The sequence below is a fragment of the Pantoea sp. E956-1 genome, assembly GCF_982223955.1.
In genome coordinates this window covers 1,152,733-1,169,110 of sequence record NZ_CEUYZP010000001.1, presented here as the reverse complement: position 1 = coordinate 1,169,110, position 16,378 = coordinate 1,152,733, and the positions used below count along the sequence as shown (strand labels likewise).

The 16,378-nt window shown below is 56.1% G+C and carries 14 protein-coding genes; 11 read left to right on the top strand and 3 right to left on the bottom strand.

From position 1 onward, the window contains the following. Positions 1–80: 80 nt before the first annotated feature. From nuoG to AC0T7J_RS05545, 9 genes are all read left to right on the top strand, one after another. The gene (nuoG, locus tag AC0T7J_RS05585; RefSeq protein WP_473792715.1) at positions 81–2,804 is read left to right on the top strand and encodes an NADH-quinone oxidoreductase subunit NuoG; all 2,724 of its coding nucleotides are present in this window, start codon (positions 81–83) and stop codon (positions 2,802–2,804) included. Further along, positions 2,801–3,778 carry an NADH-quinone oxidoreductase subunit NuoH gene (gene nuoH / locus AC0T7J_RS05580; protein ID WP_003854240.1) on the top strand — a complete coding sequence of 326 codons (978 nt, stop codon included), beginning with the start codon at positions 2,801–2,803 and terminating at the stop codon, positions 3,776–3,778. Before nuoG ends, nuoH begins: the two co-directional genes overlap by 4 nt. A gap of 11 nt (positions 3,779–3,789) precedes the next feature. Then, the gene (gene nuoI / locus AC0T7J_RS05575) at positions 3,790–4,332 is read left to right on the top strand and encodes an NADH-quinone oxidoreductase subunit NuoI (RefSeq protein WP_031590610.1); all 543 of its coding nucleotides are present in this window, start codon (positions 3,790–3,792) and stop codon (positions 4,330–4,332) included. A 10-nt stretch (positions 4,333–4,342) separates the two neighbouring features. Then, the gene (gene nuoJ / locus AC0T7J_RS05570; RefSeq protein WP_473792713.1) at positions 4,343–4,894 is read left to right on the top strand and encodes an NADH-quinone oxidoreductase subunit J; all 552 of its coding nucleotides are present in this window, start codon (positions 4,343–4,345) and stop codon (positions 4,892–4,894) included. Further along, positions 4,891–5,193, top strand: a complete 303-nt coding sequence (gene nuoK / locus AC0T7J_RS05565; RefSeq protein WP_003854236.1) for an NADH-quinone oxidoreductase subunit NuoK — start codon at positions 4,891–4,893, stop codon at positions 5,191–5,193. The genes nuoJ and nuoK overlap by 4 nt, the downstream gene beginning before the upstream one ends. Then, the gene (gene nuoL / locus AC0T7J_RS05560) at positions 5,190–7,025 is read left to right on the top strand and encodes an NADH-quinone oxidoreductase subunit L (RefSeq protein ID WP_473792712.1); all 1,836 of its coding nucleotides are present in this window, start codon (positions 5,190–5,192) and stop codon (positions 7,023–7,025) included. Before nuoK ends, nuoL begins: the two co-directional genes overlap by 4 nt. Positions 7,026–7,235: 210 nt before the next feature. Continuing rightward, on the top strand, positions 7,236–8,756 hold the full coding sequence (gene nuoM / locus AC0T7J_RS05555) for an NADH-quinone oxidoreductase subunit M (RefSeq protein WP_010258081.1): 1,521 nt from the start codon (positions 7,236–7,238) through the stop codon (positions 8,754–8,756). Between the two features lie 6 nt (positions 8,757–8,762). Then, a complete protein-coding gene (gene nuoN, locus AC0T7J_RS05550) occupies positions 8,763–10,220 on the top strand; it encodes an NADH-quinone oxidoreductase subunit NuoN (protein WP_010258083.1) in 1,458 nt (485 codons plus the stop codon). A 123-nt stretch (positions 10,221–10,343) separates the two neighbouring features. Further along, entirely contained in the window at positions 10,344–10,802 is a 459-nt protein-coding gene (locus AC0T7J_RS05545) for a GNAT family N-acetyltransferase (RefSeq protein WP_473792709.1), read from the top strand. Between the two features lie 32 nt (positions 10,803–10,834). On the opposite strand, the gene AC0T7J_RS05540 is transcribed toward AC0T7J_RS05545, so the two are convergent. After that, positions 10,835–12,493, bottom strand: coding sequence for a glucan biosynthesis protein D (locus tag AC0T7J_RS05540; protein ID WP_473792707.1), 1,659 nt, complete (start codon positions 12,491–12,493; stop codon positions 10,835–10,837). A gap of 335 nt (positions 12,494–12,828) precedes the next feature. Between AC0T7J_RS05540 and elaB the strand changes: the two genes are divergently transcribed. Further along, positions 12,829–13,140, top strand: coding sequence for a stress response protein ElaB (gene elaB, locus AC0T7J_RS05535; RefSeq protein WP_010258091.1), 312 nt, complete (start codon positions 12,829–12,831; stop codon positions 13,138–13,140). A 248-nt stretch (positions 13,141–13,388) separates the two neighbouring features. After that, positions 13,389–14,585, top strand: coding sequence for a nicotinamide mononucleotide deamidase-related protein YfaY (locus AC0T7J_RS05530; protein ID WP_473792705.1), 1,197 nt, complete (start codon positions 13,389–13,391; stop codon positions 14,583–14,585). Positions 14,586–14,920: 335 nt separating this feature from the next. On the opposite strand, the gene yfaE is transcribed toward AC0T7J_RS05530, so the two are convergent. Then, positions 14,921–15,181 (bottom strand): class I ribonucleotide reductase maintenance protein YfaE, encoded by a 261-nt coding sequence (yfaE, locus tag AC0T7J_RS05525; protein WP_010258095.1) that lies wholly within the window; start codon positions 15,179–15,181, stop codon positions 14,921–14,923. Between the two features lie 2 nt (positions 15,182–15,183). Beyond that, positions 15,184–16,314 (bottom strand): class Ia ribonucleoside-diphosphate reductase subunit beta, encoded by a 1,131-nt coding sequence (nrdB, locus tag AC0T7J_RS05520; RefSeq protein WP_010258096.1) that lies wholly within the window; start codon positions 16,312–16,314, stop codon positions 15,184–15,186. Between the last annotated feature and the right edge of the window lie 64 nt (positions 16,315–16,378).

Below are 16,378 nucleotides of genomic sequence, written 5' to 3'. Positions count from 1 at the left end.
GCCGCCCCGACAATGTCGTGCGTCGGGGCAAGAATATGATTAACGCTCGTCTCTGACGAGCCTTACGGAAGCATGTCACTATGGCTACAATTCATGTAGACGGTAAAGAGTATGATGTGAACGGAGCGGACAACCTGCTACAGGCATGTCTTTCTCTGGGCCTTGATATTCCTTACTTTTGCTGGCATCCGGCGCTGGGAAGCGTTGGGGCCTGCCGCCAGTGTGCGGTAAAGCAATTCCAGAATGCCGAAGATACCCGCGGCCGTCTTGTCATGTCCTGCATGACACCGGCCTCTGACGGCACATTCATCTCCATCGATGATGGCGAAGCGAAAGAGTTCCGCGAAAGCGTGGTGGAGTGGCTGATGACCAACCACCCGCACGACTGTCCGGTGTGTGAAGAGGGCGGTAACTGTCACCTGCAGGATATGACAGTGATGACCGGCCACAGCTTCCGCCGCTATCGTTTCACCAAACGTACCCACCGTAATCAGGATCTCGGCCCATTCATCTCCCACGAAATGAACCGCTGTATCGCCTGTTACCGCTGCGTGCGTTACTACAAAGATTATGCCGATGGCAAGGATCTGGGTGTCTACGGCGCACACGACAACGTCTACTTCGGTCGCCCGGAAGATGGCACGCTGGAGAGCGAATTCTCCGGTAACCTGGTTGAAATCTGCCCGACCGGCGTCTTCACCGATAAAACGCACTCCGAACGCTATAACCGTAAATGGGATATGCAGTTTGCGCCGAGCATCTGCCAGCAGTGCAGTGTGGGCTGTAACACCAGCCCGGGTGAGCGTTATGGTGAGTTACGCCGTATCGAAAACCGTTATAACGGCACCGTAAACCACTATTTCCTGTGTGACCGTGGCCGCTTTGGCTATGGCTACGTGAACCGCAAAGATCGCCCACGCCAGCCGATGCTGCTGCGCGGCAACGACTGGGTGACACTGAACGCAGAGCAGGCGGTCAATGCCGGTGCAGATTTGCTGCGTCAGGCGAAAAAAGTGATTGGTATCGGCTCGCCGCGCGCCAGCATTGAAAGTAACTTCGCGCTGCGTGAACTGGTCGGTGCAGAGAACTTCTCTACCGGCATGCCAGCGGGCGAGCAGGCCCGGCTTGAACTGATGCTGAAAATCCTGCGTGAGGGCGGTATCTATACGCCATCGCTGCGTGAAATTGAAAGCTACGATGCGGTGCTGGTGCTGGGCGAAGATCTGACCCAGGTTGGCGCACGCGTGGCGCTGTCAGTGCGTCAGGCTGTAAAAGGCAAAGCGCGCGATATGGCTGCCGCTCAGAAAGTGGCAGACTGGCAGATCGCCGCGATCCTGAACATCGGTCAGAATGCGAAACATCCGCTGTTTATCACCAACGTCGATGAAACCCGTCTGGATGATATCGCGGCATGGAGCTATCGCGCACCGGTTGAAGATCAGGCGCGTCTCGGTTTCGCTATCGCCAGTGCGCTGGATGAAACCGCCCCGGCGGTGACCGATTTCGACAGCAAACTGAACGGCAAGATGGATGTCATCGTGCAGGCGCTGGCCGGCGCGAAAAAACCGTTAATTATTTCCGGGACCCATTCCGGCAGCAGCGCGATGATCGAAGCGGCTGCCAACGTGGCCAAAGCGCTGAAAGCGCGCGGTGCCGACGTCGGGATTACGCTGCTGGCGGGACATGCTAACAGTGTGGGGCTTGGTCTGATGGGCGGCAATCCTCTGGAGAGCGCGCTGGAACAGCTGAGCAACGGTGAAGCCGATGCACTGGTGGTACTGGAAAATGACCTCTATCGCCACGCACCAAAAGCGCTGGTGGATGCGGCGCTGGCTCAGACCACTAACGTGATTGTGGTTGATCATCAGCGCACTGCGACGCTGGAGAAAGCGGGTCTGGTGTTATCAACCGCCAGCTTCGCCGAAAGTGATGGCACCTCGATCAACCACGAAGGCCGCGCACAACGCTTCTTCCAGGTTTACGATCCTTCTTACTATGACAACAACGTTGTGATGCTGGAGAGCTGGCGCTGGCTGCATTCGCTTCACAGCACGCTGGAAAGCCGTCACGTCGACTGGACGCAGCTGGACCACGTGATCGATGCGGTGGTGAGTGATCTGCCACAGCTGGCCGGAATCAAAGATGCGGCACCGGATGCCAGCTTCCGTATTCGCGGACAGAAACTGTCGCGTTCACCGCACCGTGCCAGTGGCCGTACCGCGGCGCGCGCCAATATCAGTGTGCACGAACCGCGTCAGCCGCAGGATCAGGACACCATGTTCGCCTTCTCAATGGAAGGGAACAACCAGCCAGGCGCACCGCGTTCGCAGATTCCGTTTGCCTGGGCTCCGGGCTGGAACTCACCGCAGGCGTGGAACAAGTTCCAGGTTGAAGTCGGCGGCAAACTGCGCAATGGCGATCCGGGTGTACGTCTGTTTGAAGCCAGCGCAGCCGATCTGCCCTGGTTCAGCAACGTTCCGGCGGCATTCGTCAGTGAAGCGCAGTGGCGCGTGGCCCCTCTCTACCAGCTGTTTGGCAGTGAAGAGATGTCACAGCGTTCACCGGTCTTCCAGCAGCGTATGGCACCGCCTGCACTGGTGATTAACCCGGAAGATGCAGCGAAGCTGGGCGTCAACAATGGCGCGGCGGTTGAGTTCATCTGTGCCGGTGAGACAGTGCGTCTGCCGGTCCGTTTCTCGGCGTCACTGCAGGCGGGACAGATTGGTCTGCCGCTGGGCATGCCGGGCGTTCCACCATTCCTGGCGAACGGTAAAATCGACACTCTGCAGGAGGCGGCGCAATGAGCTGGTTAACACCGGACGTTATCGACATTCTGCTGGCCATTGTTAAAGCCATCGTGATTCTGCTGGTGGTTGTGGCCTGCGGCGCGTTTATGAGCTTCGCCGAGCGTCGTCTGCTCGGCCTGTTCCAGAACCGTTACGGACCAAACCGCGTAGGCTGGGGCGGCTCGCTCCAGCTGGTAGCGGACATGATCAAAATGTTCTTTAAAGAGGACTGGGTCCCGCCGTTTACCGACCGCTTTATCTTTACCCTTGCGCCGGTTATCGCCTTTGTTTCACTGTTGCTGGCCTTTGCTATCGTGCCGGTTTCGCCAACCTGGATGGTGACAGACCTGAATATCGGTCTGCTGTTCTTCCTGATGATGGCGGGCCTTGCGGTCTACGCGGTGCTGTTTGCCGGCTGGTCGAGTAATAACAAATACTCGCTGCTGGGTGCGATGCGCGCCTCGGCGCAGACCCTGAGCTACGAAGTGTTCCTGGGGCTGTCGCTGATGGGTGTGGTGGCGCAGGCGGGCTCGTTCAACATGAACGATATCGTCAACAGCCAGACGCACCTGTGGAACATCATTCCGCAGTTCTTCGGTTTCGTGACCTTCTGTATTGCTGGCGTGGCGGTGTGTCACCGTCATCCATTTGACCAGCCAGAAGCGGAGCAGGAACTGGCGGACGGTTATCACATCGAATATGCCGGTATGAAGTTCGGCCTGTTCTTTGTCGGCGAATATGTGGCGATTACCACCGTTTCAGCGCTGATTGTGACGCTGTTCTTTGGTGGCTGGCACGGCCCATTCCTGCCGCCGTTCATCTGGTTCGCCCTGAAAACGGCGTTCTTTATGATGATGTTCATCCTGATTCGTGCTGCGCTTCCGCGTCCACGCTACGACCAGGTGCTGTCATTCGGCTGGAAAGTGTGTCTGCCGTTGACGCTGTTGAACCTGCTGGCGACTGCCGCAGTGATTCTCTACACAGCGCCGTAAGGGGTTAACAAATGACTTTGAAAGATATTGTCACAGGCTTTGGCACGACAGTTCGCAGTATCTGGCTGATCGGGCTGCACGCCTTCGCCAAACGTGAAACTCAGATGTATCCGGAAGAGCCGGTTTATCTGCCACCGCGCTATCGTGGCCGTATCGTGTTAACCCGCGATCCGGATGGTCAGGAGCGTTGCGTCGCCTGTAACCTGTGTGCGGTTGCCTGTCCGGTTGGCTGTATCTCGCTGCAGAAAGCTGAAACCAAAGATGGCCGCTGGTACCCGGAGTTCTTCCGTATCAACTTCTCACGCTGCATCTTCTGCGGCATGTGTGAGGAAGCCTGTCCGACCACGGCGATTCAGCTGACCCCCGATTTCGAACTGGGTGAGTTTAAGCGTCAGGATCTGGTGTATGAGAAGGACGATCTGCTGATTTCGGGGCCGGGTAAATATCCGGAGTACAACTTCTACCGCATGGCAGGTATGGCGATTGACGGTAAAGATAAGGGCGAAGCGGAAAACGAAGCGAAGCCTATCGACGTCAAAGGCTTATTACCTTAAGGAGCAAGGCATGGAATTTGCGTTTTATCTTTGCGGACTGGTGGCGGTGCTGACGACGTTGCGCGTCATTACCCACACTAATCCGGTACATGCGTTGCTGTACCTGATCGTTTCGCTGTTATCGATCGCGGGCGTCTTCTTTTCCATGGGTGCCTATTTTGCTGGTGCGCTGGAGATCATCGTCTACGCCGGTGCCATTATGGTGCTGTTCGTCTTCGTGGTCATGATGCTGAACTTAGGCAAACAGACCGAGAAGCAGGAGCGTGAGTGGCTCAGCCCGTCACTGTGGATTGGCCCGGGTATCGTCTCGTTGCTGCTGCTGGTCGTAATGGTCTATGCCATCCTGACCGCCAATGACCAGGGCATTAATGGCACCATCATCGACGCCAAAGCGGTCGGCATCAGTCTTTTTGGCCCTTACGTACTGGCGGTTGAACTGGCCTCAATGCTGCTGCTGGCGGGTCTGGTCGTGGCGTTCCATATCGGTCGTGAAGAGCGTCAGGGCGAAGTCCTGAGTAACCGTAATGCTGACGCCGCTCAGGTGAAAAAGGAGAACGCATGATCCCGTTACAACATGGATTGATTCTTGCTGCCGTGCTGTTTGTCCTTGGACTGACGTCGCTGGTAATACGCCGCAATCTGCTGTTTATGCTGATCGGCCTTGAAATCATGATCAACGCCGCCGCCTTAGCTCTGGTCGTTGCCGGAAGCTATTGGGGTCAGGCTGATGGACAGGTGATGTATATCCTGGCGATCAGCCTGGCGGCAGCGGAAGCCAGTATTGGTCTGGCACTGCTGCTTCAGCTCTATCGTCGTCGTCAGACGCTGAACATTGATACTGTGAGCGAGATGCGCGGATGAATCTTCTCTATTTAACTGTCTTGTTTCCGCTGATCGGCTTTCTGCTGTTAGCGTTTTCGCGCGGTCGCTGGTCAGAGAACCTGTCGGCCACGATTGGTATGGGATCCGTGGGTCTGGCGGCCCTGACGACGGCGATGGTCGGTTTTGACTTCTTCGCCAACGGCCAGCAAGCCTACACCCAGCCGCTCTGGACCTGGATGCATGTCGGCAACTTCGACATGAAGGTGAACCTGACGCTGGATGGCCTGTCGCTGACCATGCTGTCGGTTGTGACCGGTGTCGGCTTCTTCATTCATATGTTCGCCTCCTGGTATATGCGCGGAGAAGAGGGTTACTCCCGCTTCTTCGCCTATACCAACCTGTTTATCGCCAGCATGGTTGTTCTGGTGCTGGCCGATAACCTGATGCTGATGTATCTGGGCTGGGAAGGGGTAGGGCTCTGCTCTTATCTGCTGATCGGTTTCTACTACAGCAATCCGGAAAACGGCAAAGCGGCGATGAAAGCCTTCATCATCACCCGCGTAGGCGACGTCTTCCTGGCATTCGGCCTGTTCATTCTCTACAACGAGCTGGGCACGCTGAACTTCCGCGAGATGATGGAACTGGCACCTGCGCACTTTGCCGCAGATAACCATATGCTGCAGTGGGCAACGCTGATGCTGCTGGGTGGCGCGGTCGGTAAATCGGCCCAGCTGCCGTTACAGACCTGGCTGGCAGATGCGATGGCCGGTCCGACACCGGTTTCGGCATTGATCCACGCCGCGACCATGGTGACAGCAGGTGTCTACCTGATTGCCCGCAGCCACGGTCTCTTCCTGCTGACGCCGGAAGTGCTGCATCTGGTCGGAATCATCGGGGCGATTACCCTGGTGCTGGCAGGCTTTGCCGCGCTGGTGCAGACCGACATTAAACGTGTGCTCGCGTACTCCACCATGAGCCAGATTGGCTACATGTTCCTGGCGCTGGGTGTTCAGGCGTGGGATGCGGCGATTTTCCATCTGATGACGCACGCCTTCTTTAAAGCGTTGCTGTTCCTCTCCTCCGGTTCAGTGATTCTGGCCTGCCATCACGAGCAGAATATTTTCAAAATGGGTGGCCTGCGTAAGAGCATTCCGCTGGTCTACACCTGCTTCCTGGTGGGCGGCGCGGCGCTGGCGGCACTGCCGCTGATTACGGCGGGCTTCTACAGTAAAGATGAGATCCTGTTTGGCGCACTGGCTAACGGTCACATCAACCTGATGGTTGCAGGTCTGGTGGGGGCGTTCCTTACCTCTATCTATACCTTCCGCATGATCTTCATCGTGTTCCACGGCGAAGAGAAAATTCATGCGCACGCCGGTAAGGGTATTACCCATCATCTGCCGCTGATTGTGCTGCTGCTGCTCTCCACCTTTATTGGTGCGCTGATCACGCCGCCGCTGGCGGGCGTACTGCCAGCCAATGAGTTCGGTGAAGCGGGCAAAGTAGGACTGGAAATCACCTCGGGCGTTGTAGCAATCGTCGGCATTCTGATTGCTGCCGCGCTGTGGCTGGGCAAACGTGAGCTGGTTACCCGTATCGCAAACAGTGCACCAGGCCGTTTCTTCGGCACCTGGTGGTTTGCGGCCTGGGGCTTCGACTGGCTCTACGATAAAGTGTTCGTCAAACCTTATCTGGGTATTGCGTGGCTGCTGAAGCGCGACCCACTGAATGGCCTGATGAACCTGCCTGCGCTGCTGTCACGTATAGCCAACAAAGGTCTGGTCGTTAGTGAGAATGGCTACCTGCGCTGGTACGTTGCGTCGATGAGCCTGGGTGCCGTGCTGGTGCTGGCTCTGCTGCTGGTGATTTAAAGATTGATGAGCGGGGCAGGTTAGCTAATCTGCCCATTGAGAATGTCAAAAATTGTCCTGAGCAAGGGCGTTATCGTCGCGGCCAGTTTGGTTACCGCCAGCGCACAGCAACCGGAGCATACCGAGGTATGTGAGGATTGCGAGCACTGCCGGGAGCCAAAATGGCAAGTAAGATAGCCCGAACCAAGACAAAGAAAAGGGAAGTGTGCCGTGTTATTACCTTGGCTAATTATCATACCCTTCGTCGGTGGTCTGATCTGCTGGCTCACTGAGCGCCTCGGCGCAAAGGTGCCACGCTGGATCGCACTGATCACTATGGGGCTGACGTTGGCGCTTTCGCTGCAACTCTGGTTGCAGGGAGGCTATTCACTGACGCAGGCAGCGGGCATTCCGCAGTGGCAGTCAAGTTTCTCCGTTCCGTGGATCCCACGCTTCGGCATCAGCTTCCATTTAGCCATCGATGGCCTGTCGCTGCTGATGGTGGTGCTGACCGGCCTGCTGGGTCTGATGGCGGTGCTCTGTTCCTGGAATGAGATTTCAAAGTATCAGGGCTTCTTCCACCTGAACCTGATGTGGATCCTGGGCGGCGTGATCGGTGTGTTCCTCTCCATCGACCTGTTCCTGTTCTTCTTCTTCTGGGAAATGATGCTGGTGCCGATGTACTTCCTCATCGCGCTCTGGGGTCATAAAGCATCGGACGGCAAAACCCGTATTTCCGCCGCGACCAAATTCTTCATCTACACCCAGGCTTCAGGTCTGGTGATGCTGATTGCGATTCTGGGCCTGGTGTTTGTCCACTACAACGCCACTGGCGTCTGGACATTCAACTACGAACAGCTGCTGCAGACGCCAATGTCGAGCGGTGTTGAATATCTGCTGATGCTGGGCTTCTTTATCGCCTTTGCGGTGAAGATGCCGGTGGTACCGTTGCACGGCTGGCTGCCGGATGCGCACAGTCAGGCGCCAACTGCCGGTTCTGTCGACCTGGCGGGTATCCTGCTGAAAACGGCAGCTTACGGCTTGCTGCGTTTCAGCTTGCCGCTGTTCCCGAATGCGTCAGCCGAGTTTGCGCCGATTGCCATGTGGTTAGGCATCATCGGTATCTTCTACGGTGCCTGGATGGCCTTCTCGCAGACCGATATCAAACGTCTGATTGCTTACACCTCGATTTCGCACATGGGCTTTGTGCTGATTGCCATCTACACCGGCAGCCAGCTGGCGCTGCAGGGCGCGGTGATTCAGATGATTGCGCACGGTCTGTCCGCTGCAGCACTCTTCATTCTGTGTGGTCAGCTGTATGAGCGTCTGCATACCCGCGATATGCGTCAGATGGGTGGCCTGTGGTCGCGCATCAAATGGATTCCGGGTCTGTCGCTGTTCTTTGCTGTTGCCAACCTCGGTATGCCAGGCACCGGTAACTTCGTCGGCGAATTTATGATTCTGACCGGCAGCTTCCAGGTCGTGCCGATGATTATCATCATCGCGACCTTTGGTCTGGTGTTCGCCTCGATTTACTCGCTGGTGATGATGCAGCGCGCTTACTACGGCGAAGCGAAATCGAAAGATCCGCTGCCAGGCATGTCACCGCGTGAGTTCATGACCATCGGTGTTCTGGTGGTGCTGCTGGTGCTGCTGGGCGTCTATCCACAGCCGATTCTGGATACTTCGCACGCTGCCATGAGCAATATTCAGCAGTGGTTTACCGCTTCAATTTCAACTACAAGGCCGTAATTCGCCATGACAATAACTCCTCACCAATTGATTGCGTTGCTACCGCTGTTAATCGTCGGATTGACGGTGGTGGTTGTGATGCTGTCCATTGCCTGGCGACGCAACCACTTCGTTAACGCCACGCTAACGGTAGTTGGCCTGAACCTGGCGCTGCTCTCTCTATACTTTGTCGGTCAGGTCGGCGCGATGGATGTCACGCCGCTGCTGCGCGTCGATGGCTATTCGATGTTCTATACCGCGCTGGTCATGCTGGCGAGTCTGGCGACCTGCACCTTTGCTTATCCATGGCTGGCCGGCTTCCCGGACAACAAAGATGAGTTCTACCTGCTGGTGCTGATTGCGGCACTCGGTGGCATCGTGCTGGCCAGTGCTAATCATCTGGCCTCGCTGTTCATCGGTATTGAACTGCTGTCGCTGCCGCTGTTTGGTCTGATTGGCTACGCCTTCCGCCAGAAACGTTCGCTTGAAGCCGCGCTGAAGTACACCATTCTTTCGGCGGCGGCCTCGTCGTTCCTGCTGTTTGGTATTGCGCTGATTTACGCCGACTCCGGTAACCTGAGTTTTGTGGCGTTGGGCCAGAGCCTGACTGACAGCATGATCCACGAGCCACTGCTGCTGGTGGGTCTGGGTATGATGATCATCGGTCTGGGCTTTAAGCTCTCACTGGTTCCGTTCCACCTCTGGACCCCCGATGTTTATCAGGGTGCACCTGCGCCGGTTTCAACCTTCCTGGCTACCGCCAGCAAGATTGCTATCTTCGGTGTCATCATGCGTCTGTTTATGTATGCGCCGGTGACCGACAGCGAAGCGGTGCGCACAGTGCTGGCTATGATCGCCTTTGTGTCGATTCTGTTCGGTAACCTGATGGCGATTTCGCAGAGCAACATCAAGCGTCTGCTGGGTTACTCCTCTATCGCCCACCTCGGTTATCTGCTGGTGGCGCTGATTGCGGTAAAAGATCATCAGCTGTCGCTGGAAACCTCGGGTGTTTACCTGGCCGGTTATCTGTTCAGCAGCCTGGGTGCCTTTGGTGTGGTGAGTCTGATGTCCAGCCCGTATCGTGGCCCGGATGCTGACTCGCTCTACTCCTATCGCGGCCTGTTCTGGCATCGTCCGATCCTGTCAGCGGTAATGACGGTGATGATGCTGTCACTGGCCGGTATCCCGATGACGCTGGGCTTTATCGGTAAATTCTACGTTATCGCTTCAGGCGTCAGTGCGCACCTGTGGTGGCTGACCGGTGCTGTAGTCGCGGGTAGTGCGATTGGCCTCTACTACTATCTGCGCGTGACGGTGAGTCTCTACCTCAGCCCGCCGGAACTGCATACCCGTGATACCCCCGCTAACTGGGCATTTACGGCCGGTGGTGTGGTGGTACTGATCTCTGCCATTCTGGTGCTGCTGTTAGGGGTTTACCCGCAGCCGCTAATCAGACTGGTGCAGATGGCTCAGCCGCTGATGTAAGCGCGTTGCTGCGACTGACGAATCAGGCCTCCGGGCCTGATTTTTTTTGCCTGCAAGAGGATGTCACCAGCAGGTGCTGGCGACACCGCGCTGATGTAGAGTGTGTGGTTTAAAGGAGAAACCATGGACATTAACTGGCAGGATAAACATCATAGCGAACTGACGCCCTCACAGCTCTATGCACTGCTGGCGTTGCGCAGTGCCGTGTTTGTGGTGGAACAGCAGTGCGCTTACCTTGATGTGGATGGCAAAGATTTGCAGGCGGAAAACCGGCATCTGCTGGGAATGGCGGATGACCAGCTGGTGGCCTATGCGCGATTGCTCTCCCCGGCGGATGAGACCAGCCCGGTGAAAATCGGCCGGGTGATTGTTTCAGATCGGGTTCGTGGCGCGCGGCTGGGGAATCGTCTGATGGAGCAGGCGATCAGCAGTTGTCAGCAGCACTGGCCGGGCCGCGATCTGTTTCTCTCCGCGCAGGCGCATCTGGAAAGTTTCTATGGGCAGCATGGCTTTGTCGCGGTGGGGGAGAACTACCTGGAAGATGGGATCCCTCACGTCGATATGCTGAAGAACGCGCCATAAAAAAGGCGAGACCTGAGCCTCGCCTGTTTACATTAACCCACCGTCATCTGGCGGTCATCGACATATTTACGTTGATCCGGCGCAGGCGGGAAATATTGATAGAGCCAGGTTTCGCTCAGCGTCTCATCCTTGCTACGCAGGAACAGACGCATCTCTACCGGCTGGGTGGAGTCGCTGTTCGGATACCAGTCAAACAGGATGCGATAGCCCTTAAGCGGATCGACATACAGAATCTCAACCTGCTTCACGCTACCGGATGAAACGGTAATCACCGGCTCAATACCTTTCGGCGCAGCAGCCTGCAGATCACCACCGATAAAATCGATGGCGAAGCGGCGGCACCAGGTTTCCGGGAAGTGTTCGCCAGGCGCCCAGCCTTCCGGGAAGCCACCAATACCGGTACGGGTTGCATCCACGCGCGCCAGACCGCTACGCACCGGCGGCAGACCACTCCAGTAAAGCTTGTAGGAGAAGCTCAGCTCGCTGCCCGCTTTGACCGGCTCAGCCGGTTGCCAGAAGCAGACTACGTTATCCAGCGTTTCTCCCGTAGTCGGGATCTCCATCAGGTTGATCGCGCCTTTACCCCACTTGCCGACCGGCTCAACCCACAGGCTCGGACGTTTGTCATACCAGCCAATCACATCCTGATAATCTTTGAAGTCGTGATTAAGCTGCAGCAGGCCAAATCCACGCGGATTCTCATCTTCATAGGCGTTGAACTGCAGACGCTGAGGATTATTCAGCGGGCGGGCAATCCATTCGCCTTTACCGGTCCACATCGCCAGGCGATCGGAGTCATGGATCTGCGGATGGTAAGTGTTGCACATACGGCGTTCGTTGGTGCCACAGCTGAACATACTGGTCATTGGCGAGATGCCAATCTGACGGATCTCTTTACGGGCAAACAGGTGGTTTTCCACCTCCATCACCACACGTTTCTCTTCGCAATGGATGATGAATTTGTAAGCGCCGGTGAGGCTGGCGCCATCCAGCAGGGCATAGCAGGTAAAGGTGGTATCTTCCGCTTTTGGCGTTTCAAACCAGAAGGCGGTGAAATCGGGAAACTCCTCCTGGCCATTGCTGAAGGTGTTGATCGCTACGCCACGCGCCGAGAGGCCGTACTGGAAAGTATCGTCAACCGCACGGAAGTAGCTTGCGCCGAGGAAGGAGACGATGTCGCGACGGGCCAGTTCCGGTTTTTTAAAGGCGCGGAAACCGGCGAAGCCGAGGTCAGTTTTGCCCTCCAGCTGCTTCGTATCGACTTTGGCATCGTTGTAGTTGAACAATTCGGGACGGAAGTGAATTTCACGCGCTTCGCGACTCTCGCCGTCAACAGAGAACATGCGGATGCGCCGCTTGAAGCCCATACCGACATGGAAGAACTGAACGTCCAGTTGACGGTCGGGCAGGTTGTTCCAGAGTGAGTGGTTAGCGTCATACTGAATTTCGTTGTACGCCTGCGGGGTCAGTGTGGCCAGCGTCTCCGGCAGCGCGCCCGGTGCTCCGCCCCAGGGTTTTTTCGCCAGCGCAGCCGCGTTTTTCTTCAATACGTCGAAATCGAAGCGTACGGCGGTTCCGTCAGCAATGCCATCTTCTGCCCATGCGGATTGCGCAAACAGCGTTGACAGGCCGGTCATGCCGCTGACGGCGGAGAAGGCCATTGACGCTTTCATAAACATTCTTCGATTCATGCCAGAGATTATTCCTTAGCTGTTCGAGGGTGTCGTGACTGTCGTGCAAAATGCACTTTCATGGCCCGATAATCACAGGCAACAGAGGGGTACGACAGTAGGGTTACTGGAAAATTCAGTCACGACAAAATTTATCAGATTAATCAAAGAAGCGAAGCGAAATTCCGCGGTTGCCGGTGCGTCTTACACTTCTTTGCGTAGCGAAACGGCGCACAGCCTGCACTGAGCAACTTTAACAGATGAAAAATCAGGTGATTCCTGGAGCAGGAAATCAGCAGAGCGCCAGATTATGACTATAGTTAATGAACTGCTTTGCAATTCACACGGAGGAAACGATGGTAAATCAGACAAATCAATTCGAAACGGGCCTCGATGACGATATTGCGTTACTGACTGAAACGCTGGAAGAAGTCCTTAAGGCATCAGGTGATCCGGCCGATCAGAAGTACATTGAGCTTAAAAGCAAAGCCGAACAGGCGCTGAACGATGTGAAATCCCGTGTCAGCCAGGCGTCCGATAGCTACTACTATCGCGCTAAACAAGCGGCTTACCGTGCAGACGACTATGTACACGAAAAACCGTGGCAGGGTGTCGGTATCGGTGCAACAGCCGGTCTGGTACTCGGTCTGCTGCTGGCGCGTCGTTAATCGCGATTCGCTGACGCTGCTGTTGTAAACAATTGCAGTCACTAAACGGCGGGGCTAACCCGCCGTTTTTGTTGTTTTCTCAACGCTCTGAACATGCCCGCCTCAGCCATTCAACCCTGCTTCACCCTCGCTTTCGTTTATCCTCAACGTGCTGCCTTAGTCACCAGGGTCACAATCGCGGGTGATGCCGATTGTTTTTCGCGGGTGGACTTCATACAGTTTAGTAAACGTGAAAAGGAGAACTCAACGTGATTAGAGTAGAGATGCTGTCAACCGGGGATGAGGTGCTGCATGGCCAAATCGTCGATACCAACGCCGCCTGGCTGGCGGATATTCTGTTCCAGCAGGGTTTACCCATGACAAGCCGTACCACGGTAGGGGATTCCCTCGAATCGCTAATCGCCACGCTACAGGCGCGCAGCCATGAGGCAGATGTGCTGATAGTCAACGGCGGTCTGGGGCCGACCAGTGACGATCTCAGTGCGCTGGCAGCAGCACGGGCCTGTGGCGTTGAACTCAGGATGCAGCAGGAGTGGCTGGAACAGATGGAAGCCTGGTTCGCCAGTCGCGGACGCGTGATGGCGGCCAGTAATCGCAAGCAGGCGGAAATCCCGGCCAACGCGGAACTGATTGATAACCCGGTCGGCACTGCCTGTGGTTTTGCCCTGCAACTCAATCGCTGCTGGATGTTCTTCACGCCTGGTGTGCCGTCTGAATTTAAAGTGATGGTGGAGCAGCAGATCATTCCCCGTCTGAAAGCGAAATTTTCGCCGCCCGAGCCACCGATTTGTCTGCGGCTGACTACCTTCGGTCGTGGTGAAAGCGATATTGCCGCCGAACTGGAGCCGCTGGCGCTGCCGGAAGGCGTGGTTATGGGATATCGCTCGTCCATGCCGATTATCGAGATCAAGCTCACCGGCCCGGCCAGTCAGCGGGTGGCGATGGAGCAGGTGTGGCAGCAGGTGCGCCTGCAACTGGCGGAGTGCACCATTTTCGAAGGTACCGAAGGCTTACCGGCGCTGCTGGCACGTGAGCTGGAGCAGCGCGGTGAGCAGCTGGCAGTCAGTGAGCAATACACCGCCGGACTGCTCTACTGGCAGTTGGCTGGCGCCAGCGTGCCGCTGCGTGGCGCTGACATCCTGCCATCCGGGCAGGAGACGCTGGAGCAGCAGGTGACCCGCACCCGCGAACTTGCTGCACAGCAGCAGGCCGCGCTGGCGCTCTCTGTAGGCAGCCTGGAGCAGGAAGAGATTTCGGTGGCGCTGCATACGCCGGATGGCAGCTTTGGTCAGCGCGTGAAGTTCAGTACCGGTCGCCATAATCTGGAGACGCGGCAGAAGGTGGTGGCGATGATGGCGATGAACATGCTGCGCCGCTGGTTACACGGCAGCGAAGTGAGCACCGGTCACGGCTGGATTGACGTGGTCGAAACTGTCAGACAGTAATGTTAGTGAAAACGAAACGGGCGCCTGAGGCGCCCGTTTTATATGTGACTGCGAATTAACCCCATACAGCGTCATTCTCGCAGCAATAAATTAGCTCAAAGCGCAGGGAACAAGGGCAGAGGAGGAAAGCGTCCCGCGCCTGGGACAAAAACGCCGGGAGCGTTTTTGAACAACGCAACGCGTTGGCCCGGCTACGGGCGCACCTCAGGGATGAGGTGCGTAATCGCGCGGGCCGAGCTGTCAGGGATGACGCTTTTTGCGTCTTTCCGATCTGATCGTGTTCCCTAAGCTGACTCGATCTCACAGCAAATCAAGCCAGACTTATTCCACCTCAGTTATAACTCAAGCTCAATCTCGCCTTTGGCTTTGCAGCAGCAGGGCAGGATCTCATCCTGCTGCACAAAGGCCAGCGGCCGCTGTGGGTAATGCACTTCGCCTTTCAGCAGCCGCATCCGGCAGGAGCCGCAGTAACCTTCGCGGCACTGAAACTCCACGCAGAGATTGTTGGCTTCCAGCAGCGTCAGCAGATTGGTATGTTCGTCTGTGCATTCCAGCCGGGTGCCGGAACTGCGCAGAATAACAACGTCGCGGCTCATCATTAAAGCTGGAAGTCGTCGAAGTCGTTAGCGCCCACTTCAGAATCGATCTGACCCACCAGATAGGAGCTCACTTCCACTTCCTGCGGCGCAACCTGAACGTTGTCAGAGACCAGCCAGGAGTTAATCCATGGGATTGGGTTTGAGCGCGTCTGGAACGGCAAATCAAGGCCAACAGCCTGCATACGGATATTGGTGATGTACTCAATGTACTGGCAGAGTATATCTTTGTTCAGGCCGATCATTGAGCCGCCGCTGAACAGATATTCTGCCCACTCTTTCTCCTGCAGCGCTGCTTTCTTAAACAGCTCGAAGCACTCTTCACGGCACTCTGCCGCAATCTCTTTCATCTCCGGATCGTCTTCACCGCTGCGCAGCAGGTTCAGCATGTGCTGAGTGCCGGTCAGGTGCAGCGCTTCATCGCGGGCAATCAGCTTGATGATTTTGGCATTGCCTTCCATCAGCTCGCGCTCAGCGAACGCAAATGAACAGGCGAAGCTGACATAGAAACGAATCGCTTCCAGCGCATTGACGCTCATCAGACAGATATAGAGCTGCTTCTTCAGGGCGCGCAGGCTGACGACAACCGGTTTGCCATTGACCTGATGCGTGCCTTCACCCAGCTGATGCCAGTAGTTGGTCATCTCAATCAGATCGTCGTAATAGCGTGAGATATCCTGAGCACGCGCCAGAATCTGCTCATTGGTGACGATATCGTCAAACACCACCGCCGGATCGTTAACGATGTTACGGATGATGTGGGTGTAAGAACGGGAGTGAATCGTCTCTGAGAACGCCCAGGTTTCAATCCAGGTTTCCAGTTCAGGAATCGAAATCAGCGGCAGCAGCGCGACGTTCGGGCTGCGGCCCTGAATCGAATCCAGCAGCGTCTGATATTTCAGGTTGCTGATAAAGATATGTTTTTCGTGGTCCGGCAGCGCCTGGTAATCGATGCGATCGCGGGAAACGTCGACCTCTTCCGGACGCCAGAAGAAGGAGAGCTGCTTTTCGATCAGCTTTTCAAAGATGTCATATTTTTGCTGGTCGAAGCGCGCCACGTTTACGGACTGACCGAAAAACATCGGCTCTTTCAGCTGATCATTTTTGTTCTGTGAGAAAGTGGAGTAAGCCATAAAAGTTGTCCAAAAGTAGACGAAGCCAGGCCTCGTGAAATGAATGAGGCGGGAGATTCTCCCG